The following is a 23358-nucleotide window of genomic DNA, read 5'->3' on the forward strand; positions in this document are numbered from 1 at the left end:
ATTATTCAACCTCTATCCCGGCTTTTTGCATTGCGTTAAGCAACAGACCATGAAACTCCTCGGAAAGTTCAGTCAAAGGCAAACGAATTGTGCCTTCGCTGATGAGTCCCATGCGATGGGCCGCCCACTTAACCGGTATTGGGTTTGCCTCACAAAAGAGTGCACTGTACAGGCCGCTCAGGGGTTCATCCACGGCTTTTGCCTCTGCCGCTCTTCCTTGCAGCGCTGCCTCACACATGGCCTTGAACGCCTTGGGGACGATATTGTTGGCAACCGAGATCACCCCGTTGCCACCAAGGGCCAGGAATTCGCGCGCCGTGGCATCATCACCGCTGAACAGCAGAAAATCATCGCCGCAAAGCTCACGCAGCAGTTTAACCCGTGCGAGATCGCCTGTGGCTTCCTTCACCCCTATGATGTTGGGCACATCACAAAGTTGGGCAACGGTTTCCGGCTTCATGTCAACCGAAGTGCGGCCTGGAACGTTATACAGAATTTGGGGAACATCCGTACTGGCTGCAACCGCTTTATAATGGGCAACCAACCCCTTGGGAGTGGGCTTGTTGTAATAAGGTGTCACCCCCAGCATGGCAGCCACATCGAGTTTCGACAGGCCCTGGGTAAGCTCTATGGCTTCAGCGGTGGCATTGGCACCATTACCGCCTATGACGGGAATACGGCCTGCGGCAAAAGAAAGGGTTTGTGACACCACTTCGAGGTGTTCGCGAATGGGCAGAGTGGCAGATTCGCCTGTGGTACCAACTGCTACTATGGCATCGGTCCCCTGCTCGATATGAAATTCCACCAAACGCTCGAGACTTGCAAAATCCACTGAGCCATCGCCTTGCATGGGCGTAATTAAGGCTACGATGCTTCCGTTTATCATCTTATGTCCCCAAGATTTCAGGATTCGCTATGGTACTGGTGCAGCCAGCCAATGACAAGCACTGTCAGGGCTAACAAATCGAATTAGTTGTGGTAGCATGGTTGACCGCACAAAAAACTCAGCTCAAAGGGGCTGAGTTTTCGCTCTATGATACCGGAAATATGAGGAAAATTCATGACCAACTACCTGGTCGTTACCGCTATGGGGGCCGACCGTCCCGGCCTGGTCAGCAAACTGGCAAGATTAGCCAGTGATTGCGACTGTGACATAGTCGACAGCCGCATGGCGCTGTTCGGCAACGAGTTTACTCTGATTATGATGTTGTCCGGCTCCTGGGCATCCATTACCAAGATAGAAACCAGCCTTCCCAGTCTCAGTGTCGAACTTGAACTGATGACGGTAATGAAGCGCACCTCCAAGCACACGCCGCAAAACTACATCTCGCGCATTGAAGTGACTTTCAACGGTCAGGACCAGCGCGGCACCATGAAGCGCATCTCCCAGTTCCTGGCAGACAGGTCCTTGGATCTCGGTGCGGTGCGCTCCTACTCGGAAGAGCTGCCGGACGGCAGCCAGACTCAGCACGTTTTCCTGGCCATCAATATCCCGGAAAAGGTCGAATTGGATAAACTGGAAACCTGTATCCAGGCCTTGGCCGAAGAGATGTCCCTGACCTGCAACATCAAACGTATGCAGGGTATTGCGGTCCCCAAAGCCGATTGAATCCCACTCATCCCAGATAAAGATCAAAAGGATTGAACGCATGAACACCTTAAAAGCAGGCGATAAAGCGCCACTCTTCACCCTAAAAAACCAAAACGATGAAAATATTTCACTGCAAGATTGCCTGAAAAAAGGTCGGGTACTGGTGTATTTCTACCCCAAGGCGATGACGCCGGGTTGTACAGTGCAAGCCTGTGGCCTGAGAGACAGCAAGGCGGAACTGGACGAATTCAATGTAACCGTGCTTGGAATAAGCACAGATCCCGTGGCGAGACTGGGCAAGTTTATCGATAAGCATGAGCTCAACTTCACCCTGCTCAGCGATGAAGACCACGCAGTAGCCGATGCCTTCGGTGTCTGGGGCGAGAAAAAATTTATGGGCAAAGTTTATGATGGCCTGCACCGCCTGAGTTTCCTGATTGACCAGGACGGCACCATCAGCCACAGGTTCGACAAGTTCAAGACCAAAGATCATCATCAAGTGGTGCTGGACTATCTCAAGGGATAAACCCCACGGCTATTTTGCCGGCTCATATTGCCGGCATTCACTGCATCCCCAAGCCAGAGACGCTAAAAAGCCCGCAATGCGGGCTTTTGTTTTTCTGCAAGATACCTGAACTTACCTCAGAAGCCCCTTCCCTGAAAATAGGGCCACAGAATAGCCAGGGCGATTGACCACATGGTCAACCAGATAAATCTGTCCAGATAACGCCAGGCCGCGGGACGGCTGAACACGGGCGCCAGCAGGCGCGCGCCAAAGCTCAGACTAAAGAACCAGATAAAGGAAGCCAGCACGGCCCCGGCACCAAACCAGGCCCTGACCTCGGTATCAAACTGGGTACTTATGCTGCCGAGCAAAACCACTGTATCCAGATACAGGTGTGGGTTTAAAAAGCTGATCGCCAAGGTGGTGATCATGGCCTTGCGAAATGAATCCGCCGCTTCAGCATCCCCGGTCTCCAACCCCTGACTCTTGAATGAAGAGCGCAGCGCGTTGAAGCCGTACCACAGCAGGAAGGCCGCGCCGCCAAAGCTCGCCAGATGTTTGATGGCCGGCACGGCCAAGATCAACTGCCCTAGCCCGGCAACGCCAGCTGTAATCATCAGGGCGTCTATCAAAGAGCAAGTCAAGGCGATGGGAAACGGATAAGCACGTTTGATGCCTTGCTTCAACACAAAGGCGTTTTGAGCTCCCACGGCAATGATTAGACTGGCACCTATCCCCATGCCCTGAATGAAAGCGGTTTGCATAATCTCTCCAACAGCAGTTCGCCGCGATAGCCGACGACCAATAAAAGTTTTCAATGGCGGCAGTTTACTCCCGGCAAGAAAATTAATATAACTAATGTTTTTTATTGGTTATTAGCAAAACTTATAATCGAGCAAGGATTAACCCAAGGAGTTTTTATGCTGGACTACAGTCACCTCAAAGCCCTGTCTGTGGTGGTCGCTGAAGGCGGTTTTGAGCGAGCAGCCAAACGGCTGCATGTGACCCAATCAGCGGTATCACAGCGGATAAAGCAGCTTGAGGAAAGAGTGGGTCAGGCACTGCTCGTCAGGAGTAATCCCGTAGTGCCGACACCAACAGGGAAGCGGCTCTTGCTCCACTATGCCCAGGTCGAACTGCTGGAGACTGAGCTCAGAGCCGAAATGGACGCCGACGATCCGGCCATGCCCACTGTGGTGAGAATCGCGGTGAATGCCGACAGTCTGGCAACCTGGTTTCTACCGTCCATCAGCGCCATATTCGCCCGCCGTGGTTGGTTGTTGGAATTGATAGTGGATGATGAATCTTACACTCATCACCTGTTGAAAAACGGTGAGGCTGTCGGCTGCGTGACCACCTTGGGTCAAGCGATGAACGGCTGCTCCAGCGAGTTTCTCGGGGTGATGGAGTATGCCTGTGTGGCCACGCCTGAGTTTGCCGAACGTTTTTTCGACGGCTTGCCGGATACCGACTCGCTGGCCTCGGCGCCGGCAGTGGTATTCTCCACCCGCGACAAGCTGCATGAAAAGTACTTGAAGCGCTACTTCGAAATGTTGCCGGGACAATGGTGGCAACACACAGTGCCGTCATCGGAAGGCTTCTTGGAAGCGATTCTACAGGGATTAGGTTATGGCCTGGTGGGCCATCTGCAGGCCGAGCCGCTGTTGGCATCCGGGCGCTTGATTGAGTTGACACCCATGATGCGGATGCGGGTACCGCTTTACTGGCAACACTGGAACCTTAAGGCCAAGCAGACCACTCTGGTATTCAGGGCATTGGCGGCGAGCGCCAGAAACCACTTGTTGCCTGAATGAATAGCGGTTGAAAAAACACAGGCGACCATAGGCCGCCTGTGTCAGTGAACTTGAAATTTACCGCCTTATTCGGCTTGCGCCTCTAAAGCGGCTTTGGCCGCATCTGCTTCGGCGTTGGGCCAGGCGTTCAGTACAGCCTTGACCAGAGAAGCCAGCGGGATCGCGAAAAACACGCCCCAAACGCCCCAAAGGCCGCCGAAGACCAACACTGCGGCTATGATGATCACCGGGTGCAAGTCCACCGCATCGGAGAACAACAAAGGCACCAGCAGGTTGCCATCCAGCGCCTGAATGATGCCGTAACCCAGCATCAAATAACCGAACTCGGGGCTGACGCCCCACTGGAAGAAGGCAACCAGCGCAATAGGTAAGGTCACCAGGGTGGCACCGACATAAGGAATAAGCACGGAAAGCCCGGTCAACACCCCAAGCAGCGCCGCATAGCGCAGATCCATCAGGGCGAAGAATACGTAACTCACTACCCCGACAATCACAATTTCAATCACCTTGCCGCGAATGTAGTTGAAGATCTGCTGATTCATCTCGAACCAAACCTTACGGGCCAGATCGCGATTGCTGGGGAAGAAACGCTTGCTGCCGCGGATCAGTTCATCTTTATCCTTGAGAAAGAAGAACACCAGCAGTGGCACCAGGATGGCGTAAACCATCAGCACCAGCAAGGATGCCGAATAGCCGAGAAGCTGCTTGGCGATATCCAAAAGATGCTGGGTGTCGAGCAATTTTTTGAGCTCGGACACCATGGTATCGAGCTGATCTGTAGAGATAAACTGCGGATACTGCTGCGCCTGCTCCTGCAGCAGGATTATCCCCTTGTCCAGCATGGTGGGAAGGTCAGTCAGCAGCGCAGCACCCTGGCGCCAGATACTGGGGATCAGACCGAATGACAACAAGATCATCAAGCCGATAAAGAGGATCAGTACCAAAGAGGCGGCCGCGGTGCGGCTTATCCCTACCCTTGCCATCTGTGCCACCGGCCACTCCAGCAGAAAGGCCAATACCAGAGCGACCAGCAGCGGCATCAATAAGCCACCGGCGAAATAGATGGTCAAGGCAATACCAAGCAGAATAAACAGCAGTGTCAGAGCCTGAGGATCACTGAAGCGGGCCTGGTACCAACGACTCAAATAGCTAAACATCCGGGATTCCTGTGGTGATGATGGCTGCGGCCATCTTGATTATCGCTTCTTCAAGAAGCTGTGTAGTTACGTCCTGCGCTTCTATTCTGCAACGGACACCTGTAAGCGCAATACGGCCGGCTCGTCGGACTCAATCCGACAATCATAGCCCTGTTTTTTGGCAAAGCGGGGAACATCCTGCCGCGATCCCGGGTCTGAAAGCAAGAGACACAGAGTTTCACCGGGCCGCAAACGTTTCATCGCCATCTTGGCCTTGACCAGGGCTTCGGGACAACGACTCTGAGTTAAATCAATTAAAACCATGATGAGCTTGCTAAACATAAACCTCGGCTATTATCCTAAGTTGCAACTCAAACCACAAGCCAGGCAGTTATGCATTAGTGGCATACAGGAAATCTAATCAGCTTGAGTACATTGACTTTTTCCAAGTTCCGACATTCCATTCTGGCCGGTGCCACTGCTGTTTTAATTGCCACCGCCAGCCAAAGTTTCGCCAATAACGACCTGCCGGATCTCGGTACCGCCGCCGTCAACACCTTCAGTCTCGAAAAAGAGATGGTCTATGGTGACGCCTATATGCGGGTTATTCGTTCCCAGGCGCCTGTGTTATCCGATCCTGTGTTGAGCCAATATGCCACCGAACTGGGTAACAAATTGGTGGCGCATGCCACCGGGGTTAAGACCCCCTTCTACTTTTTCCTGCTGCGAAACGATGAAATCAACGCCTTTGCCTTTTTCGGCGGCCATGTGGCAATCCATACAGGCCTGTTTCTCAACGCCGACAATGAAAGTGAATTGGCCTCGGTACTGGCGCACGAAATTACCCACGTAACCCAGAGGCACCTGGCGCGCTCACTCGAAGCCCAGGAGAAAGCCAGCCCGGCTACCATTGCCGGGTTACTCGGCGCCATCTTGCTGACCATAGCAGCGCCTCAAGCCGGGATGGCGGCGCTGGCCACCACCCAGGCACTCTCGACTCAATCCAAGATCAACTATACCCGCTTGCATGAAAAAGAGGCCGACAGGATAGGCATGCAAATTCTGGTGGAATCCGGTTTCGATCCCAACGCCTCGGCCAACTTCTTCGGCAAACTGGCGGCCCGTTACCGTTTTACCTCCAAACCGCCGCAAATGTTGCTGACTCACCCCCTGCCCGAGTCGCGGATCACCGATGCCCGTAACCGCGCGGCACAGTATCCCCACAGATATGTGGCAGACAACCTTAACTTCCACCTGGCCAAGGCCAGGATCCAGGTGCGCTTTTCCAGCTACAGCGACGATGCTGCACTGTCGCTGTTTGAAACCCAGTTAGCCAAGCACAACTATGCCTTTAAAGATGCGGCCCTCTATGGCAAGGCATTGGCACTGTTTCGCCTCAAGGACTTCAAACAATCCGAGCAGCTCATAGATCAATTGCTGGAAAAAGATCAGGACAACCTCTTCTATCTCGATACCAAAACCGATCTGCTGGTGGAGCGTAAGGATTATCAGGGCGCGATAACGATGTTGGAAGCCCAAAGACGCCTTAAACCCACCTCCCAAGTGATCAACGCCAACCTGGCCAGTGTTTATCTCGAAAGTAAACAGCCGCAGCGAGCAATCCCTATTCTTGAGGATATGGCGTTTCTGGATAAACAAAACCCCTTGCCCTATCAGTTGCTGACCGAAGCCTACAAGCAAACCGGTAACAAGGCGCTGGAACACTTCTCCAATGCCGAGTCCATGGCACTCAGGGCCGACTATAAAGGTGCTATCGATCAGCTCAATTTTGCCTACAAGGCCGCCGACGGCCAACCACTGCAGATTGCCAGAATCGAGGCCAAGATACGCCAGTTCCGTGTCGCCGACCGAGCGCTGGACGAATTGAAGAAATGATCGGCTTACACTTTGATTATGCAGGCTTTCACTGGCCCGTTAATCGAGCCACTTTTCCCTGACGTAACCGCTGATTTTTGCTATCATCGTCGCACTTTTCAGCCAAGGTAAAGAGAAAACCCATGACCCAGGTCACTATTTTCCATAATCCTCGCTGCTCCAAGAGCCGCGAAACACTGGCACTGCTGGAGTCCAAAGGCGTCGAGATCCAGATTGTCGAGTATCTGAAGCAGGTACCGGATGCTGCCACCCTCAGTGAACTGCTGGCTAAACTGGGCATCAGCGCCCGTGAATTGATGCGCACCAAGGAAGAGGAATACAAGGCTCAGGGGCTGAATAACCCGGAATTGACCGAAGCTCAATTGATTGCCGCCATGATTGCCACCCCCAAGCTGATAGAGCGCCCAATCGTCCTGGCCAACGGTAAAGCCGCCATCGGCCGCCCACCGGAAAACGTGTTGGCGATCCTGTAAATGAGCAGTCATGCGTTATTACAGATCTCACGCACGGGCTATCTGCTACTGACGGCCTTGTTGGCCTATGCCTTTATCGGTAAAGGACTCGACGGCGAATACTCGCTGCTGTTCACCAGTCTTTGGCTGATGCCCTTGCTGCTGCCGCTACCTGGGATCCTTAAAGGTAATCCTTATACCTTTGCCTGGGCCAGCTTTATTCTCTGTCTCTATTTTTTGCACGGCTTGACCTTGCTCTATATAGCCGAGGGCAATGAATGGTGGTTTGCGCTGATTGAGAGTCTGTTGATCTCATGCTTACTGATCAGCATGCCCTTCTACGCTCGCAAGCGCGGCCGCGAATTGGGTCTGGGACTCAAGAAACGCGCCAAAGACAAAGAGTAAACCCGGATAATAGATAGGGGCCGATAATGGCCCCTTTTTTTGTACTCTGTTCAGCTCTTGCTCTGCCGTCCTCGCATACTGGCATAATTTGCAACAATTTTTCCCATCTTAAGGACTATTGGTCACCCTGCTGGCCCGTGCTATAGTGCCCAAGCAATACAACCATTTTTATATAAAACAACAACAAATAATAACAAGCAGTCAACCAAGTGGAGTCGTGCCATGAAGATACTGCCTTACCTCCCATTCACCTGTACTCTATTGCTCACCGCCTGTGGCGGTGGTGGCAACGATGATGGCAGCGACCTTATCCCTCCTGTCGTTACCCCACCTCCGGCCTTGTCGCGTTGTGAACAACAAAGTGAATTCGACAACCAAACCACAGCCTCTGGTCTGGTTTTTAAGCTGCAAAGCCGCTATTTAGCCGGTCAGCAAAGCAGTGTTCTGGCCACACTGGGCACGCTCAACAGCCGTAATATGCAGTTCCAGTGGCAACAGTTGTCCGGGCCCAGTGTCGATATGGACATGAATGACAGCCATGTGTTGGCCTTTGTGCCGCCGCAAAGCGGTGATTACCGCTTTCAGTTGAATGTTAGCGGCAGTGATCTCAGCCTGCAGGAAACGGTAACCCTGACAGTGATGGACGGTAGTGGCCTTAATATCCGCCAGGATCACCAAGTGGTAGAGGGCAACAATGTCAGCGTACGACTGGATAGAGTCAATGGCGCTGTGGCAAACAACATCAGCTGGTGTATTGCCGCCGGACCTGAGCTCAACCTGGATCTGACCAACCCTGAACGCCCCTTGTTTGTTGCGCCCGAGGTCAATCAGGACACAGGGGTGATCTTAAGAGCCAGCGCCAGTGTCAATGGCGAGACCTTAAGCGATGAAGTCAGCATACTGATAACAGATGAAGCACAAATCACCTCAGAGTACTTTGATGCGCCCATCGCCCGCACCCATGCCTACAAACGCAACTCGCCTTATGCCGAAGTGTTAAAGCGCTGCACTTATTCCAATCAGTTGAGCGCTTGCCAGCTCAGTACCCTGCCCTTGATAGGCCAAGGCGCCGGCGGCATCAGTGATAAAGAAGCGATAATGAACCGGGTACTGGTATCCCACGACTGGATGGGACGTAATTTTGAAGCCTTCCTCGATCAAATGGACACTCATGGTGACTTTGCCACCTTGCTGCAGTCTGTCACCGCAGTGGTGATAAGTTACGATGTCCGCCCCTCCTTCTACTGGGTGGTCACAGGTGCTATCTATCTGGATCCGGAAGATCTTTGGTTGACGGCAACTGAGCGCGACAGTATCAATGAAGCGCCGGATTACCGTGCCGGTTTCGGTAATGAGCTGCAGTTCCTGATCCCCTGGCGTTATGTCAAAGACAACGATTATGCTTCTGTCTATCGTGATCGCAGCCAGCGCAGCAACCGCCCTATCAGCGAGTTGACAACCGATCTCTCCTCGCTGCTTTATCACGAGTTGGCCCATGCCAATGACTTTTTCCCGCGCAGTGTTCACCAAAGCCTTGAGGGGCCGACTTTGCTGGATGACTATTACCGACGCACGGCGCAAAAAGCCTTGATATCGGATCAGCTCAGCAGCGCCTATCCGCTGGGCAGCACAGAGATGAGCGCCCTGGCCGGCGTGAGCTTTATGGGTCAAACAGCCACCGCCACCCAAAAGGCATATACGCCCGGGGATGTCAGTGGCTTCTTCTCCGCAGACAGAGCTAATGACTTTTACAACTACAGCACCCCCAGGGAAGATGCCGCCATGCTGTTTGAAGAAGCCATGATGAGCTACCGTCTTGGCGTGCAGCGTGATGTGGCGATTACAGACAAACCCGAAACAGTGACCGCAAACAGCATCAGGGTCGACTGGGGCCAGCGGGGACGTATCGGCGCCTCGGCCCTTAGAAACCGTACAGGCTTGGTGCTGAGCGAAATGATGCCTGAGCTCAATGCTCAGCTGCTGCTGGATAGTTTGCCGGCGCCGCTGCAGATGCAACCAGGCCTGAGCTGGGCGGCCAACCTCGGCATATCACCCACACTTATGGCGCCAAAGAGCAATGTCCAGCGTCAGCAAGGGCGTGAACAGACCCAAGTGCCGCTGCGTTTAAGTGGCGATCGCCACAAAACCCCCGTAGGGGTGAACAGACCCTGACACGCTTTTCGGTTTATTCGAGCATCAAAAAAGCGCAGTTTCAGCTGCGCTTTTTAAATGCATTTAAAATAACTAGGCTTGGACTCGACAGTCAGAGGCGCAACATCTCTTTGATAAAAGGAATGGTCAACTTACGCTGATGAACCATGGAGGCCTTGTCCAACCTGTCCAACACATCGAACAAGGTGCGCAGATCCCGGGCCAAACGATTGAGCAGAAAACGGCCCACATCTTCCGGTAATTGCAAGCCACGCATGGCGGCGCGGCGTTGCAATGCCACCAACTTTTCCTCATCGGCCATGGGTTGCAGCTGATAATTGAGCCCCCACTGCATCCTTGAGACCAGATCCGGCAAGGCAAAACCGGCATCTATGGGGGCTGCACTGCCGCTGACCACCAAAGCACAATGTTTCTGCTCGGCTACTCGGTTGTAGAGATCGAATATCGCTTCTTCCCACAAAGGGTGGCCGGCAATGGCATCGACATCATCAATACAGACAAGATCGAGCTGCTCCAAGCCTTCAAGCAAAGCGGTGGAGATACTGGCATGAATACCCAGGGGAATATAGAAGCTGCTGCGTCCCAACTCATTGGCATGAGCGCAGGCGGCGTGCATCAAGTGGGTTCGTCCCGACTTAACCGGTCCCCATAGGTAGACAGCTCCCTGGCTGCGGCCTTCGGCACAGGCCCTCAAGGTCTGGATCAGTTCATCGTTTCCTGCCGCAGGATAATAACTGTTAAAAGTCTCATCGTCCGGCAAGTGAACGGGCAGTGAAAGTTGCAAGGGTGAGTTTTGTGTCACTCAGGATCGTTCCAAATCGCAGTAAATCAAGTAATGCGGGCGCCAAGTCTAGCATGACTGGCGCCGCTGTTAAAACCTCAACGGCTGTGCCATTGGTATGGGCCTATGGGCTGGTTCACATTATCGCTGAATTCTGTGGTCTTGGATGGCTGCGGCAATGTATTCATGTCGTCATTGCCCTGCCCGCCAGCCAAATCCTGAAAACCAGTCTCAGCCGAAGATAAACGTGGTTCCAGACGCAGCAGGTTTTTCAAGTCCTCTTCCGAGCCAAAAAGCTGCACGCTGAAAGTGGCACTGTCACCCTGCAGAGTACTGAGACTGGCTTCACGCACCGCACTGAGTTGGTTGAGAAACGCCTCAATTTCAACCAACTGTTTCATTTGGTTGATGCCGGTAAAACGCACCTTGCTCAGCAGGCCATCACCTGAATCGGCAATCGCGTACCGGGAAACGAAGTAATCAGACAGTGACAGCATCATCTCGGCCACGGCTTCGTCCTTACTGGCGGCCCGCCCCTGACGGCTGAGCAGAGGTTGGCCAAAAGACTGACTGACATCTGTCTTGGGATAAAGCACCAGTTGATAGCTGAATTCACTGCCGCTGGCTTCCAGTGTACCCATGGCAAAGAAGTCCGCCTGGTAACGCCCTGAAGCGGTAGCGACGGTATCCGCAAACAAACCGCGCACATCATTGACATTAATGCGCATCAGATCGTCCAGATCCATCAAAGGAAACATCAAAGGCACACCACGTTCCATCGAGGCATTGGCAAACGCCTTGCGCTCTTCGGCGCTCGAATCATCACTGAGGATAACCCTCTCATTATTGATATCCGTGCTGAGCCAAAACAGGGTCAGGGGACGTTGTTTGCCCCAGACCGGCAAGCCGGCTTCGCGCAGCATGCTGATTATCTTGCGGTGATCGAAATTGGCCTTCAGCTTTAACCCCTCTTCGGTATCCAGATAGCCAAACTGACTGACCATGGCATCGGCATTGGCGAGCTTGGCCTGGATTGCCGGGCTTTCGAGGGCGCTACGGGAGCCGGAGTTTTTCAAAATAACATCTTCCAATGCCTTCTTGAGCCCCTTGCTCTTCTCGGCACTGGTTCGGGATTCCACGGCTACAGTGGCTTCATCCAAACGTTTGACCTCAACAGCCTGGGCCAGAGTTGTGGCACAGAACAGGGAGAGAAAAACGACTGGCTTTATAAATGAATTCAGCATCTTTGCGACGGTAAAAAATGGTCGGAATGGCAAAAGTGTATCATATATGCCTCACTTGGCGAGCCGATGGAGATGAAAAACCTCCCACTTCGTTCATCTTCGGTTCAGCGGTAGAATTTGTGAAAAATTTGATCTAAAACGGCAAATAGTCCCCCACGATTTACAGTGAACTGGTAATATTGGCCGGTTTAACCTAAATACGGATAAAAAAATGAAATACCTTGCCCGTCCTCTGCAAGGCGCACAGATGTTATTTGTCGCTTTCGGAGCCCTGGTGCTAATGCCGCTGCTCACCGGCCTAGATACCAGCGTAGCCCTGTTCACCGCCGGATTCGGCACCCTGTTGTTCCAGTTGATCACCAAACGTCAAATCCCTGTTTTCCTTGCTTCCTCCTTTGCTTTTATTCCACCTGTCATGTACGGCGTGCAAACCTGGGGCGTCCCCGCGACCATGGGTGGCCTGATGACTGCAGGATGCGTCTATCTGGTACTGGCCTCGGTGGTTAAACTGCGTGGCAGTGGTGTAATCATGAGACTCCTGCCTCCTGTGGTGGTGGGACCTGTGATCATCATCATAGGCTTAGGTCTAGCGCCGGTTGCCGTGAATATGGCGCTCGGCAAGAGTGGTGACGGCAGTCAGGTACTGGTTGCTCAGGATACCGCCCTTATTGTTTCTCTGGCATCACTACTGACCACCATAGCAGTGGCCATCTTTGCCAAGGGACTGTTGAGGTTGATGCCGATCCTGGCCGGTATCATAGTAGGTTACGGCCTGAGTCTGTATTACGGCATAGTGGATTTCAATGTGGTACATGAGGCCGCGTGGCTGGCCATGCCCAACTTCGTTGCCCCCGAGTTCAACTGGCATGCCATTGCCTTTATGATCCCGGTTGCCATAGCTCCTGCCGTGGAACACATAGGAGACATTTTGGCTATCTCCAATGTTACCGGTAAAGATTATTTGAAAAAGCCCGGTTTGCATCGCACTCTTGCCGGTGACGGGGTCGCCACCATAGCGGCCACCGCTTTTGGCGGCCCGCCAAACACCACTTATTCTGAAGTGACGGGCGCTGTGACCCTGACCCGCAACTTCGACCCCAGAATTATGACCTGGACTGCCATTACCGCCATTTTGCTGGCCTTTGTTGGTAAACTGGGCGCCCTGATGCAGACGATTCCAGTACCTGTGATGGGCGGTATCATGTGTTTGCTGTTCGGCTCTATTGCCGCTGTGGGCCTCAACTCATTGATCAAGCATCAGGTGGATCTCAGCGAGCCCCGCAACCTCTCCATCGTTGGGGTGACATTGGTATTCGGTATCGGCGGCATGGCTTTCGGTATCGGCTCATTCAGCCTGACCGGTATCAGCCTTTGCGGTATTGTGGCTATAGTGATGAACCTGCTGCTGCCAAGCAGCAAGCCCCACGCAGCCAAGACAGGTGACTCCCTCGCGGACTGAGCCTTATCTCATTTTTGCGTAAACTTGAGTATCAAAGTACAAAGCGCCCAAAAGGGCGCTTTTTCATATTTTAAGCCACCCAAGAGGCCTTAACGACTCTTGGGCTGCTATAACGTCAGGCTCATGGGAATATCCACCATTCCCTCTCGCTCACGAACGCCATCTATACGTTTAAAACCGAATTTCAGGTAAACATTCTCGGCAGTGACGGCTGAATTAACCGTAAATTTGCCCTCATTGCCCTTGTCCAGGCATACCTTTCTGGCCACATCCCAAAGTCGCCGTGCCAGCCCCTGACCTGCTGCATCTTCGCGAACAAACAGATGATACAGATGGCGATTTTCCCTCATGCCTACTACCCCCAAAAGCTCACCTGAATCATTGACAGCCAGATGATAACGGTAATCTCCGTTTAAATAGCCGCTGACACTGGCAGGCGACATGGAATCAAGCAGCATTGCATGAAGCTGAACACCACAGGAGGGCAATACAAACTTGCGGGTTTGGGGAATAATCAGATCACTGATAGCCTGGGCATCGGCAGAATTAGCGATTCGGATACTGGTACTGTTAGGGAAGGTGCGAACAAGTCCCATGTGTGCTCTGCGTCGGCTTACGGGCCTGGATGCAAGGCGTGGTTCGCAGCAAATGGCCTTAGTCCTTTGCAAGAAGCACAACACAGCAGACAGGTCTGTAAGCCACGCCCTTTGGGGCTTTCACAGCAACCGGCTTTCTGCGTTATCCGACTTTGACAGGCCCCGGCATGCCTTCAGTCAGATGCCTTGAACGCCAATTGCTGTGCAAGCCAGAGTGCCACTAGGACTTATTCGCACCTTCCTTAGTATTGGCAGTCAATTGATAACATCCTGTTTTTCGTTCTGAATAGTTAGGGTTAATACTTTATGCATGGAACGCATCTATCTCAAGGTTGTTTGCCGTCAACCAGGGAAAAGTTCAGTCATACATGACAGATACCATCGGGTTATTGTAAAAATACGCAGAATAACAAGTGGCTGAGGTTAAGCTTTATAGGCTTTTATTTCAGGCAAGGACTTTTAGCTTTGCTCAAGGCAGGCTTCAGGCCGGTGCCATATCGGCTTCTTTAGCTGCGGGCTTGACCGCCGTTTGCTCCAGCGGCAACAGCAATATCATCGACGTTCCTATGCCATTGACTCCCGAAGATACCCGCACACTTCCTCCCAACACTTCAGTGGTCAGATGGTGCACTATATGCAGGCCGAGCCCGGTACCACCGCTACCTCGCTTGGTGGTATAAAAAGGGTCAAACACCCTTTGACTATCCTGCTCCTTAATCCCTATGCCGTTATCCATCACGCAGATCTCCACCTTGTTTTGCAGCTTGCGGGCACAGATATGCACTTCGCCCCGGTCGGGTTCTTCAAAGGCATGGATCAGCGCATTGTGTACCAGGTTCTGGATCACCTGCCCTAGGGGGCCGGGATAACTGTGCATATGAATATCGCTGGGAATATCCGTGGTCAACTTATGATGGCTGTGTTTCCACTGGCCGTGATTCAGTGCCAGGATATCCGCTATCAACTCGTGGAGCCAGAAGGCTTGCCTGTCGGCATTGGCCCTGTCAGATGCTACCTGACGGAACTGTTGAATAAGCAGGGCTGAACGTTTGAGATTGCGCTCGGCCAGGGTTAAACCTTCCGCTTGGTATTCAATAAACTCCTCCAACTGCGAGCGTTTAATATTGCCACTGTGATACCCACGCTTGAGTTCGTCCACCCTTTCATTCAGCGCAGTGACACACAACATGGCGGCACCAATAGGCGTATTGAGTTCATGAGCCACTCCGGCCACCATCAAGCCCAGGGACGATAGTTTCTCGGTGCGAACCAGTTCCTGCTGTGATGCCCTCAGTTGAGCCAATGTCAGTGCCAATGCCGCGTTGCTCTGTTGCAACTCATGAGCCTTATCCCCCAGACGCAGATTGGATCGCGCCAAAAATGCCCCCAGTAAAGTCATGCACAGAAGCACCACGGCACCGACACCTGTATAGAGCTGCCTGAGTCTGGCTTGAATGAGCAAAGGCTGCTCATCATGGGACAAGGTGTAAAGCATGGGCACTTGGCTGCCATTGTTTAAGCTCGGGCCCACCCGAGAGAAGGTCCACATACCGGTTTCATCGATAAACTGCCCCAGGCTGGTCTGCTGAATGCGCTGCCAGACCTTGGGGTGAACGACCGCCAGACGCTGCTCGGGATCGCCGAACATAAAGCCCCATTCCCTGTGGCCATAAGTTGAAAGCAGCCAATAGCCTTCGGCATTCAGCAACATGGTCTTGCCGGACTGGCGTAAACGCTCGAGTAAACCACTGCCATCCAGGTTTACCAATGCCAGTCCAAGCTCGCTGGCATTGGTATCCATCACTTTGGTGGCGGCGCGTAAGGTGGGACGATAGGGTTTCTCTATCTCACCGCCTTCGATATTGAGATCAAAAGGAGAGTAATAAACCGCCCCCGGAGCCAGTCGGTTGGCTTCAATCACGTAATAGCGTGATGATTTATCCTGCAATGCGTCGTTGGCAACGACCCGCCTTTGATTATCTGTATGATCAACCCTGACCCGCTCAACTCCTGAGATGCCTATCCAGCGAACTTGCATATAACTGGGATAGGCCTTGCTGAAATCCACAAACAGGCGTTGTAACAAGCTCAGCTGTTCACTCTCGTCAAGCTTTGGGTCGGCCAATACCGATGCCGTCATTTGCGATAGCAGGCTGACATCCTGATGCACCTTGGTCAACTGTGCATCGAGTACCAGAGCGTCTCTGTCTACCAGCTCCCGCTGAGCATAACGCACCTGATCTATCTGCCATTGGGATGCATAGTGATACATGAGCCAGCTTCCCAGCGGTACCAGCAGCCACCAAGGCAAGAGATAACTGACCCAGGTCAACCACTTATTGCGTTTCTGACTCTTGGATGAGGCTTCCCCTGAAATCAGTGGTGTCATCACGGCCTGTTCGGGCAACTCTATCGACATAAGTGGGGTCCCATTCAGCGTTTACTGAGCCACAACAACAGCTCATCCAGTGGCATGGCCTTACCATACAGCCACCCTTGAGCGATATGGCAGCCATTATCCCTGAGCCAGTTGGCCTGGCTGCGAGTCTCAACCCCCTCGGCAACCACAGAAATATTCAATCGCCGTCCCAACTCAATGATCATCGACGCCAGAAAACGGCTGCGCTCATCTTCATCCAGCCTGGCGACAAAGGTCATATCTATCTTCAAGTGATCGGCCGGCAGCTGCAGCAGGTATTCGAGTGACGAAAGCCCGGTACCGAAATCGTCTATCGCAACTGTGCCGCCCCAGGCACGGTGACGCTGGAGAATTTTCGCAACTTGCTGGAACGATTGCATCATGGCGGTTTCGGTGACTTCCAAACACAGACGGCTAGGCTCAACACCGGCCAGACGGCATTGCTGTTTGAGCCTGTCGAGTACATCCGGTTTATCCAGTTGGCGGGCCGAATAATTAAGACTGACCAGAATATCGGTAAAACCGGCCTGATCCAGCGCATGTACCGCCTGACAGGATAACGCAACCACTATGTCGCCTATGCCGTGAATGTAAGACGACTGCTCAGCCAACGGGATAAAGGTGCCCGGAGGTACCATGCCGTCTTCGGTCTGCCAGCGCAGCAAGGCCTCCACGCCGACAACCTCACCACTCTTGAGATCTATCTGCGGCTGGAAGTGCAGTACAAACTCCTGGCGTTGAATGGCGGTATGCAGCCGTTGCATCAACTTGAACCTGTGTGCCGCCTGATGTTCAAACTCGGGATCAAACGCCTGTATGCTGCCAGGCCCACGGGATTTGGCATTTCTGAGCCCGGTACCTGCGGTGCGCAGCAGTTCGGCGGGATCCTGGCCACTGATGGCCAGAGAGACTTCTGTCATACAGGCGGTGAGAATATGACGGCTGTTATCGATTTCAAACGGCGCACTGAACACCCGCTGCGCCCTGTCGATATTGACCTGCTCCTTATGGCCAATGACGGCGAACAGATCTGAATGCAGTCGTCCAATAACAGTCGGCTGCGGAAAAACCTCCTGTAACCTTTCGGCTACCGCCTGCAACACCTGATTGCCAAACACAGAGCCAAACAGATTGTTGAGGCCGGAGAAATGATCCAAATCCAATAACAGCAGATTGTGCGCGCTTGCGCTGGACATAGCCTGCAACCTTGAGAGTTCCCGCAGCAAGGCACTGCGATTGGGGATGCCGAGCAGTTCATCCTGGTAGGCAATCTTGTCGAGCCGGCTTATCAGGGCTACGTTGCCAAAGCCCTTGGAAACATTGGCGGCAAACACCTTTAGCAGCTCCATTTCGGTGTCGTCCAAGGTGCGATCTGTGGCCACATAGATGGCAAATTCGGCCAATGCTGCCGATTTCGGGAAAAACAGCACCTGGCTTTCATCGGTACTGACAAAACGTTTTTCCCTGAGCGCCTGTTCCACCATGGACTGAATAGTGGGATCCGGCAACTCCCTGAGGGCACGATTGGCGTACTGCCGGAAACGGCCACTGCAGGCTATCGTCATAGGCTCAAAGATCTCCTGCCCCGAGCCATCTGCGCTATGACGACCCCGATTGACACAAACCAGCCCCTCATCCGGCACATCAATGAGATTGGCGATTTCACTTAAGGTAACCGAGGCTATCTGTGCCAGCGTTCGCAGCCCAAGCAAACGGTTGCTGGACTCGACAATGAGTTGCAAACCACGGCGGGCAGAGGAAATGGTCTTGAGCTGGTGATAATTACGCACAGCACCCGTCAGTATGTTGCGAATGCCGCGGCTGGCGAGATCGGACTTAAGCACATAATCAGACAAATCATAGTCTTGCATCACAGACTCGGCCGGTGCCATTCCCGGCTGGCCGGTTAAAAGCACAAAGCGGGTATCGGATATCCCCAGCAGATCCCGCACCGCCTTGACTAACCTGAGACCGGCATCTTCGGTTTCCATTACCACATCGACCAGGACTACGGCAAAGTCGGCGTCTTTACCAAGCAAACTGGACGCCTCGGCCATGCTGTAGGCTTGTATGAGTTCGAGAGGCCGCCCCATAAGGGTCATTTTATTGATGGCAAAACTCAGCGAGTTCTGGAATTTGACATCATCATCCACCGCCAGAATACGCCACTTATTGTCGCGTTGATGGGGCTCTTCCGGCGATGTTTCAGACGAAAACAGAAAATCATCGATCATAGTCACTAATCCCTCAGTCACTTTGTCCGCGTTATTACTTGGACAAAACCTGCAGGCGCTCTATGCCCTGCCCGGTACTCAGCACTATTTGCCTCGGCCAACTTCCTGAACCTACGCTCCTGAACCTCAGTTCAGCTGAAATCAGCATGGTTACCGCAATCGCTGCGGCAGCACAATTCGGCATCAAGTACTTTTCAATACAGTACGCTATGTCTGATTTAAAGTGTAATCCACTTTTGGCTTAGTGCCGGTTAACTGTCAGAATGACGGTGTAAATTTTTGCCTAACACCTGTTTCTGCCTGCGATACTGGTTCAGTTGCCAACAACTGACGGGACACAACCTAAGTTGACGGGATTAAAGCAATAAAAGTAAGGCTTTGAGCCATTTATCATTTTTTTAGCTTGCCCGGTTTGCTATTCTGCCCTCCATCATAGGGATTTGCCGAGCCCGCCAGCCAATTGGGGCGGTAAGCCTCCTAATCCCGTAACCAATTAAAATAATCCACAAGGAAGTTATATGATCCGTTCATTCGCCAAGGAAGACATGTATCCGCTATTGGAAATCTGGTTGACCGCCTCCATCGATGCACACGATTTTATCGCCGCAGATTTTTGGCAGTCCCAACTGGATAATATGCGCCGGGTCTATATTCCAGCAGCCGAGAACTATGTCTACCAGCATGGCGCCGAAGTGCTGGGGTTTTATTCTCTCTACGAGAACAGCCTGGCGGCTTTGTTTGTTAAACCTGCGATGCAGGGATTAGGAATTGGCAGTCGCTTACTCGAGCACGCCAGGCAGCAAAGAGAACAACTGACCTTAAGTGTTTACTGCGACAACCAGGCCAGTGTCGATTTTTACCAACGCAGGGGAGCTGTGATTATTGGCGAACAAACCTGCGCCGACACAGGCCACAGAGAATATAGCATGCAGCTGACAGGCCTCAGACCCTGAAAGTGGCTCAGATTGCCGATAAAGTTAGCGCCCTGAAGAGAAGGAACACCCGCTATGAGTGAGCAGCGAGGCAGAGTATTGATCCTGGTTGACGTGCAAAACGTCTACTACACCACCAGGCAAGCGCTCGGGCGCAATCTTGACTACAACCGGCTCTGGTCCAAAGTCACCCGTCAACGGCAGCTGGTTAAAGCCTTCGCCTACGCCATAGACAGGGGCGATAAGAAGCAACGGGAATTTCAAAATATCCTGCGGGCCATCGGCTTTGAGGTGAAACTCAAACCCTTTATCCAACGCGCCGATGGCTCGGCCAAAGGCGACTGGGATGTGGGAATTACCATAGATGCACTGGAATATGCAGATGTGGTGGACACCATAGTGCTGCTGTCCGGTGACGGCGATTTTGCCCTGTTGGCCGAAAAACTACGTCAAAAAGGTAAACGGGTTGAGGTTTACGCCGTTCCCGAATTAACTTCGTTGGCTCTGATCAATACTGCCAGCGAATTCTTCCCCATAGAGGGAGAGTTATTGCTCGGGCAGTGAGCCGGGTTAAGGTCTGCAATCCAGTATCTGCTCTATTGCTTGGCCGGCGTGGTTTACACCGGTTAGCAAAGCCAAGTTCAAAAAGGAAAATAAACATGGAAAACAGTGGTTCAGATAAGCGCCCTTATCTGATTTTGGTGCATGGTGCGCTGGCCAATGCCGAGATGTGGCAACCGCATCTTCCCCACCTTGAAAATGAGTTTGAGATAATCCCTGTCAACTTACGCCATTTCACAGGCCAAACGGACGGCGGTTTCGGCCTCAATACCCACGCCGATGACCTGTATACACAGATAAACAAATTACCGCAGAAGAAGGCTTTGTACCTTGCCGGTTGGTCTTATGGCAGCGATGTGATCCTCAATCTGCAGCTAAAGCATTCTGTTATGCCCACAGGGATATTTCTCTATGAACCCGGTTACCCTGGGGCACTCGAAGGTCAAGTGATGCAAAGCTGGGGGGACGATGCCAACAATATGTTTGCGCCGATATTTGAACGGGTCGCCAAAGGCGAGTTGGCTGCAGCTGTTGAAGCCCTGATAGATGGCTCGGGCGGTAAGCCCGGCTACTTTAGCCGCCAGGCCGAGGATATTCGCAAGCCCCAACTGGCGCTGGCTTATACTTTGCCGATGCAGCTCAATCAAACCGAGAGCCCTGCCATCACAAAAGATGCCTTGAAAGCCTTCAGGCTCCCCCAAACCTGTACCTTGATAATTGCCCACGGCAGCGATACCCGGGCACTGTTTCGCTTGGTCAGTGAGCAGACCTCAAACCTAGTTGAGAGTGCTCAACTAAGAGTGGTGAAAGACGCCACCCATATGTTGCCTTTGGAAGCGCCCGAGCGCCTGGCCGAGCTTATCAAGAAAAGTTTGCTGTCCTAGCCTCGGCATTTTTCCTAAATCACAAAAAAGCGGCAACCTTTCAGCTGCCGCTTTTTTGTCTTATTCCCATTCTGCCCTAGGACTTTGGCCAGTGCGTTATTCGGGTTTTATCATCTCGAAATGGCTGTAGGCCCTGGCAGTGGCTATCCTGCCCCTGGGAGTACGCTGGATAAAACCTTGCTGGATAAGAAATGGCTCCAGCACATCCTCTATGGTTTCCCGTTCTTCGCCTATGGCCGCCGCCAGGTTGTCGAGCCCCACTGGGCCCCCCATAAACTTGTCGATGATCGCCAGCAGCAACTTGCGGTCCATGTAATCGAAGCCTTCGCCGTCCACATCCAGCATATCCAGCGCTTGCTCGGCCACCAACTTGGTGATCCGGCCATCGTGTTTCACCTCGGCAAAGTCACGCACCCGTCTGAGCAGGCGGTTGGCGATCCGCGGGGTTCCGCGGGCACGGCGGGCGATTTCCCTGGCGCCGTCAGAGTCCATCTGCAGTTCCAACATATTGGCAGAGCGGGCAACTATGGTGCTGAGGTCGTCCACATTGTAAAACTCAAGTCGCAGCGGGATCCCGAAACGAGCCCTTAACGGAGACGTCAGCGCACCGGCGCGGGTGGTGGCTCCCACCAGGGTAAATGGCGGCAAGTCCAGTTTGATGGAGCGGGCCGCCGGGCCCTCGCCTATCATGATATCCAGCTGATAGTCTTCCATCGCCGGATAGAGAATTTCTTCCACCACTGGGCTGAGACGGTGAATTTCATCAATAAACAGGACATCACCCGGCTCGAGATTGGTCAGCAATGCCGCCAGATCGCCGGCTTTTTCCAGCACAGGCCCCGAGGTGGACTTGATATTCACCCCCATCTCATTGGCGACTATCATTGCCAAGGTGGTCTTGCCAAGCCCCGGCGGGCCGTAGATCAGCATGTGATCCAAGGCTTCCTGGCGGTTTTTGGCGGCTTGAATAAACACCTTGAGCTGAGCGCGTGCCTCATTCTGACCTGTGTACTCGTCCAGCAACTTGGGACGCATCGCCCGATCGATAAGCTCCTCCTGAGGAGAGCTCTGGGGTTGGATCAGTCTGTCGGCCTCTATCATGCCTTTACCTTCATTCCTCAGTTATCCGCTCCATGTTACAGCATGGATTTGAGTGCGGCCTTGATCAGGGTTTCTGAATCTATGCCTTCAACAAAGGCGCTGGAAACCGCTTTGCTGGCCTGGGCGGGTTTATAGCCCAAAGAGAGCAAGGCTGCAATGGCATCTTCTTCGGCGCTGTTGGGCGCTTCTACCGGGGTAAAGTTGGACTTGAGCACAAACTCACGCTCATTGCCGCTGGAGGCTTCCATCAGGCTCTTTAGCTTGTCGCGCATCTCAACCAATAAACGCTCGGCGGTCTTCTTGCCCACCCCCGGCAGTTTCACCAAGGTGGCGATATCGTCGCGCTCGACACAACTGACAAATTCCTGCGCCGTCAGCCCCGACAGTATGGTCAGCGCCAACTTGGGGCCGACACCATTGGCCTTGATAAGTAACCTGAACAGCGCTCTTTCCTGCTTGGTAATAAAACCATACAGCAGCTGAGCATCTTCACGCACTACAAAGTGGGTATAGAGAGTGGTGCTCTGTTGCAGTTCCGGCAACTCATAAAAGCTGGTCAGCGGCATCTGCAGTTCATAGCCCACGCCATGCACATCCAACAACACTTCCGGAGCTTGCTTTTCCAGCAATATTCCCTGTAAACGCCCTATCATCTGTATCTTCCATAGCTGCGGGCCGTTGCCCGGCCGCCGAGGGCAACCAGACTCTGGCAAGTATGATAATGACACACGGCCACGGCGAGCGCATCTGCCGCATCCGCCTGCGGGGCGGACGGCAGTTTGAGCAGCTGCTGGATCATGTGTTGTACCTGAGTTTTCTGGGCCCTGCCCGTCCCGACCACGGCGCTTTTGATCTGGGTCGCCGTGTATTCAGCCACCGGCAAATTCGCCACTGTGGCCGCCACTATGGCCGCGCCTCTGGCCTGGCCCAATTTCAGCGCCGAATCGGCATTTTTGGCCAGGAACACTTTCTCAATGGCAAACTGCTCCGGCTGATATTGGCGGATAATCTCCGACAGGCCGTCGAATATCTGTTTGAGACGGGAGGGAAGGTCCTCGCAGCTGGTGCGAATGCAACCGCTGCCGAGGTAAATCTGGTGCCTTCCCTGACACTGGATCACGCCGTAGCCAGTGATCCGCGAGCCAGGGTCGATACCCAAAATAATCGCCATAGTCC

General features: G+C 53.1%; 23 protein-coding genes. 11 read left to right on the plus strand and 12 right to left on the minus strand.

Features of this window, described 5'->3' with window-relative positions:
- Position 1: 1 nt before the first annotated feature.
- The gene (gene dapA / locus N512_RS0101880) at positions 2-886 is read right to left on the minus strand and encodes a 4-hydroxy-tetrahydrodipicolinate synthase (protein ID WP_028779222.1); all 885 of its coding nucleotides are present in this window, start codon (positions 884-886) and stop codon (positions 2-4) included.
- Between the two features lie 174 nt (positions 887-1060).
- On the opposite strand from dapA, the gene N512_RS0101885 reads away from it, so the two are divergent.
- Entirely contained in the window at positions 1061-1609 is a 549-nt protein-coding gene (locus N512_RS0101885; RefSeq protein WP_028779223.1) for a glycine cleavage system protein R, read from the plus strand.
- Positions 1610-1649: 40 nt separating this feature from the next.
- Entirely contained in the window at positions 1650-2117 is a 468-nt protein-coding gene (gene bcp, locus N512_RS0101890; protein ID WP_028779224.1) for a thioredoxin-dependent thiol peroxidase, read from the plus strand.
- A gap of 116 nt (positions 2118-2233) precedes the next feature.
- Here the strand turns inward: bcp and N512_RS0101895 are convergent, their stop codons facing one another.
- Positions 2234-2860: a LysE/ArgO family amino acid transporter gene (locus tag N512_RS0101895; RefSeq protein ID WP_028779225.1), complete on the minus strand. Its 627-nt coding sequence runs from the start codon at positions 2858-2860 to the stop codon at positions 2234-2236.
- Positions 2861-3016: 156 nt separating this feature from the next.
- Here N512_RS0101895 and N512_RS0101900 point away from each other — a divergent pair, with 156 nt between their 5' ends.
- Positions 3017-3910: a LysR family transcriptional regulator ArgP gene (locus N512_RS0101900; RefSeq protein ID WP_028779226.1), complete on the plus strand. Its 894-nt coding sequence runs from the start codon at positions 3017-3019 to the stop codon at positions 3908-3910.
- A gap of 65 nt (positions 3911-3975) precedes the next feature.
- Here the strand turns inward: N512_RS0101900 and N512_RS0101905 are convergent, their stop codons facing one another.
- Positions 3976-5067, minus strand: a complete 1092-nt coding sequence (locus tag N512_RS0101905; protein ID WP_028779227.1) for an AI-2E family transporter — start codon at positions 5065-5067, stop codon at positions 3976-3978.
- A gap of 81 nt (positions 5068-5148) precedes the next feature.
- Complete coding sequence (locus N512_RS0101910; RefSeq protein ID WP_025009707.1) at positions 5149-5370, minus strand: sulfurtransferase TusA family protein; 222 nt, start codon at positions 5368-5370, stop codon at positions 5149-5151.
- A 102-nt stretch (positions 5371-5472) separates the two neighbouring features.
- Here N512_RS0101910 and N512_RS0101915 point away from each other — a divergent pair, with 102 nt between their 5' ends.
- The 4 genes from N512_RS0101915 (at position 5473) to N512_RS0101930 (ending at position 9971) form a co-directional block, all read left to right on the plus strand.
- Complete coding sequence (locus N512_RS0101915) at positions 5473-6942, plus strand: M48 family metalloprotease (RefSeq protein ID WP_051472599.1); 1470 nt, start codon at positions 5473-5475, stop codon at positions 6940-6942.
- A gap of 122 nt (positions 6943-7064) precedes the next feature.
- On the plus strand, positions 7065-7415 hold the full coding sequence (arsC, locus tag N512_RS0101920) for an arsenate reductase (glutaredoxin) (protein ID WP_025009706.1): 351 nt from the start codon (positions 7065-7067) through the stop codon (positions 7413-7415).
- Positions 7416-7799, plus strand: coding sequence for a DUF2069 domain-containing protein (locus N512_RS0101925; RefSeq protein WP_028779229.1), 384 nt, complete (start codon positions 7416-7418; stop codon positions 7797-7799).
- A gap of 222 nt (positions 7800-8021) precedes the next feature.
- The gene (locus N512_RS0101930) at positions 8022-9971 is read left to right on the plus strand and encodes a PKD domain-containing protein (protein ID WP_028779230.1); all 1950 of its coding nucleotides are present in this window, start codon (positions 8022-8024) and stop codon (positions 9969-9971) included.
- 91 nt (positions 9972-10062) lie between these two features.
- On the opposite strand, the gene hda is transcribed toward N512_RS0101930, so the two are convergent.
- Together hda and N512_RS0101940 are read right to left on the minus strand one after the other, a co-directional pair.
- Positions 10063-10773, minus strand: coding sequence for a DnaA inactivator Hda (hda, locus tag N512_RS0101935; protein WP_025009703.1), 711 nt, complete (start codon positions 10771-10773; stop codon positions 10063-10065).
- A 77-nt stretch (positions 10774-10850) separates the two neighbouring features.
- Positions 10851-11996: a DUF2066 domain-containing protein gene (locus tag N512_RS0101940; RefSeq protein WP_028779231.1), complete on the minus strand. Its 1146-nt coding sequence runs from the start codon at positions 11994-11996 to the stop codon at positions 10851-10853.
- 211 nt (positions 11997-12207) lie between these two features.
- On the opposite strand from N512_RS0101940, the gene N512_RS0101945 reads away from it, so the two are divergent.
- On the plus strand, positions 12208-13455 hold the full coding sequence (locus N512_RS0101945) for a uracil-xanthine permease family protein (RefSeq protein WP_028779232.1): 1248 nt from the start codon (positions 12208-12210) through the stop codon (positions 13453-13455).
- Between the two features lie 107 nt (positions 13456-13562).
- On the opposite strand, the gene N512_RS0101950 is transcribed toward N512_RS0101945, so the two are convergent.
- The 3 genes from N512_RS0101950 to N512_RS21975 all read right to left on the minus strand — a co-directional run bounded on the left by N512_RS0101950 (position 13563) and on the right by N512_RS21975 (position 18704).
- Entirely contained in the window at positions 13563-14051 is a 489-nt protein-coding gene (locus N512_RS0101950; protein WP_037473917.1) for a GNAT family N-acetyltransferase, read from the minus strand.
- Positions 14052-14532: 481 nt separating this feature from the next.
- Positions 14533-16470, minus strand: a complete 1938-nt coding sequence (locus tag N512_RS0101955) for a sensor histidine kinase (RefSeq protein ID WP_028779234.1) — start codon at positions 16468-16470, stop codon at positions 14533-14535.
- Between the two features lie 14 nt (positions 16471-16484).
- Positions 16485-18704, minus strand: a complete 2220-nt coding sequence (locus N512_RS21975) for a GGDEF/EAL domain-containing response regulator (RefSeq protein WP_051472600.1) — start codon at positions 18702-18704, stop codon at positions 16485-16487.
- A 518-nt stretch (positions 18705-19222) separates the two neighbouring features.
- Between N512_RS21975 and N512_RS0101965 the strand changes: the two genes are divergently transcribed.
- From N512_RS0101965 to N512_RS0101975, 3 genes are all read left to right on the plus strand, one after another.
- Positions 19223-19657, plus strand: coding sequence for a GNAT family N-acetyltransferase (locus N512_RS0101965; protein ID WP_025009696.1), 435 nt, complete (start codon positions 19223-19225; stop codon positions 19655-19657).
- A 54-nt stretch (positions 19658-19711) separates the two neighbouring features.
- Positions 19712-20200, plus strand: a complete 489-nt coding sequence (locus tag N512_RS0101970; RefSeq protein ID WP_028779235.1) for a LabA-like NYN domain-containing protein — start codon at positions 19712-19714, stop codon at positions 20198-20200.
- Positions 20201-20295: 95 nt separating this feature from the next.
- Positions 20296-21081 carry an alpha/beta fold hydrolase gene (locus N512_RS0101975; protein ID WP_028779236.1) on the plus strand — a complete coding sequence of 262 codons (786 nt, stop codon included), beginning with the start codon at positions 20296-20298 and terminating at the stop codon, positions 21079-21081.
- Between the two features lie 96 nt (positions 21082-21177).
- Here the strand turns inward: N512_RS0101975 and ruvB are convergent, their stop codons facing one another.
- Genes ruvB through ruvC form a run of 3 tightly spaced genes read right to left on the minus strand, consistent with a single transcriptional unit; the run spans position 21178 to position 23353 of the window.
- On the minus strand, positions 21178-22182 hold the full coding sequence (gene ruvB, locus N512_RS0101980) for a Holliday junction branch migration DNA helicase RuvB (RefSeq protein ID WP_025009694.1): 1005 nt from the start codon (positions 22180-22182) through the stop codon (positions 21178-21180).
- 35 nt (positions 22183-22217) lie between these two features.
- Positions 22218-22835, minus strand: coding sequence for a Holliday junction branch migration protein RuvA (gene ruvA / locus N512_RS0101985; protein WP_025009693.1), 618 nt, complete (start codon positions 22833-22835; stop codon positions 22218-22220).
- Positions 22832-23353 carry a crossover junction endodeoxyribonuclease RuvC gene (gene ruvC, locus N512_RS0101990; RefSeq protein ID WP_028779237.1) on the minus strand — a complete coding sequence of 174 codons (522 nt, stop codon included), beginning with the start codon at positions 23351-23353 and terminating at the stop codon, positions 22832-22834. The genes ruvA and ruvC overlap by 4 nt, the downstream gene beginning before the upstream one ends.
- Positions 23354-23358: the final 5 nt, after the last annotated feature.

The sequence above is a fragment of the Shewanella sp. 38A_GOM-205m genome (assembly GCF_000518445.1).
Classification (GTDB): domain Bacteria; phylum Pseudomonadota; class Gammaproteobacteria; order Enterobacterales; family Shewanellaceae; genus Shewanella; species Shewanella algae.

Coding starts and splice junctions, on each gene's coding strand:
- dapA (WP_028779222.1), bottom strand. CDS start 886: ATGATAAACGGAAGCATCGTAGCCTTAATTACGCCCATGCAAGGCGAT.
- N512_RS0101885 (WP_028779223.1), top strand. CDS start 1,061: ATGACCAACTACCTGGTCGTTACCGCTATGGGGGCCGACCGTCCCGGC.
- bcp (WP_028779224.1), top strand. CDS start 1,650: ATGAACACCTTAAAAGCAGGCGATAAAGCGCCACTCTTCACCCTAAAA.
- N512_RS0101895 (WP_028779225.1), bottom strand. CDS start 2,860: ATGCAAACCGCTTTCATTCAGGGCATGGGGATAGGTGCCAGTCTAATC.
- N512_RS0101900 (WP_028779226.1), top strand. CDS start 3,017: ATGCTGGACTACAGTCACCTCAAAGCCCTGTCTGTGGTGGTCGCTGAA.
- N512_RS0101905 (WP_028779227.1), bottom strand. CDS start 5,067: ATGTTTAGCTATTTGAGTCGTTGGTACCAGGCCCGCTTCAGTGATCCT.
- N512_RS0101910 (WP_025009707.1), bottom strand. CDS start 5,370: ATGGTTTTAATTGATTTAACTCAGAGTCGTTGTCCCGAAGCCCTGGTC.
- arsC (WP_025009706.1), top strand. CDS start 7,065: ATGACCCAGGTCACTATTTTCCATAATCCTCGCTGCTCCAAGAGCCGC.
- N512_RS0101925 (WP_028779229.1), top strand. CDS start 7,416: ATGAGCAGTCATGCGTTATTACAGATCTCACGCACGGGCTATCTGCTA.
- N512_RS0101930 (WP_028779230.1), top strand. CDS start 8,022: ATGAAGATACTGCCTTACCTCCCATTCACCTGTACTCTATTGCTCACC.
- N512_RS0101940 (WP_028779231.1), bottom strand. CDS start 11,996: ATGCTGAATTCATTTATAAAGCCAGTCGTTTTTCTCTCCCTGTTCTGT.
- N512_RS0101945 (WP_028779232.1), top strand. CDS start 12,208: ATGAAATACCTTGCCCGTCCTCTGCAAGGCGCACAGATGTTATTTGTC.
- N512_RS0101950 (WP_037473917.1), bottom strand. CDS start 14,051: ATGGGACTTGTTCGCACCTTCCCTAACAGTACCAGTATCCGAATCGCT.
- N512_RS0101955 (WP_028779234.1), bottom strand. CDS start 16,470: ATGTCGATAGAGTTGCCCGAACAGGCCGTGATGACACCACTGATTTCA.
- N512_RS21975 (WP_051472600.1), bottom strand. CDS start 18,704: ATGATCGATGATTTTCTGTTTTCGTCTGAAACATCGCCGGAAGAGCCC.
- N512_RS0101965 (WP_025009696.1), top strand. CDS start 19,223: ATGATCCGTTCATTCGCCAAGGAAGACATGTATCCGCTATTGGAAATC.
- N512_RS0101970 (WP_028779235.1), top strand. CDS start 19,712: ATGAGTGAGCAGCGAGGCAGAGTATTGATCCTGGTTGACGTGCAAAAC.
- N512_RS0101975 (WP_028779236.1), top strand. CDS start 20,296: ATGGAAAACAGTGGTTCAGATAAGCGCCCTTATCTGATTTTGGTGCAT.
- ruvB (WP_025009694.1), bottom strand. CDS start 22,182: ATGATAGAGGCCGACAGACTGATCCAACCCCAGAGCTCTCCTCAGGAG.
- ruvA (WP_025009693.1), bottom strand. CDS start 22,835: ATGATAGGGCGTTTACAGGGAATATTGCTGGAAAAGCAAGCTCCGGAA.
- ruvC (WP_028779237.1), bottom strand. CDS start 23,353: ATGGCGATTATTTTGGGTATCGACCCTGGCTCGCGGATCACTGGCTAC.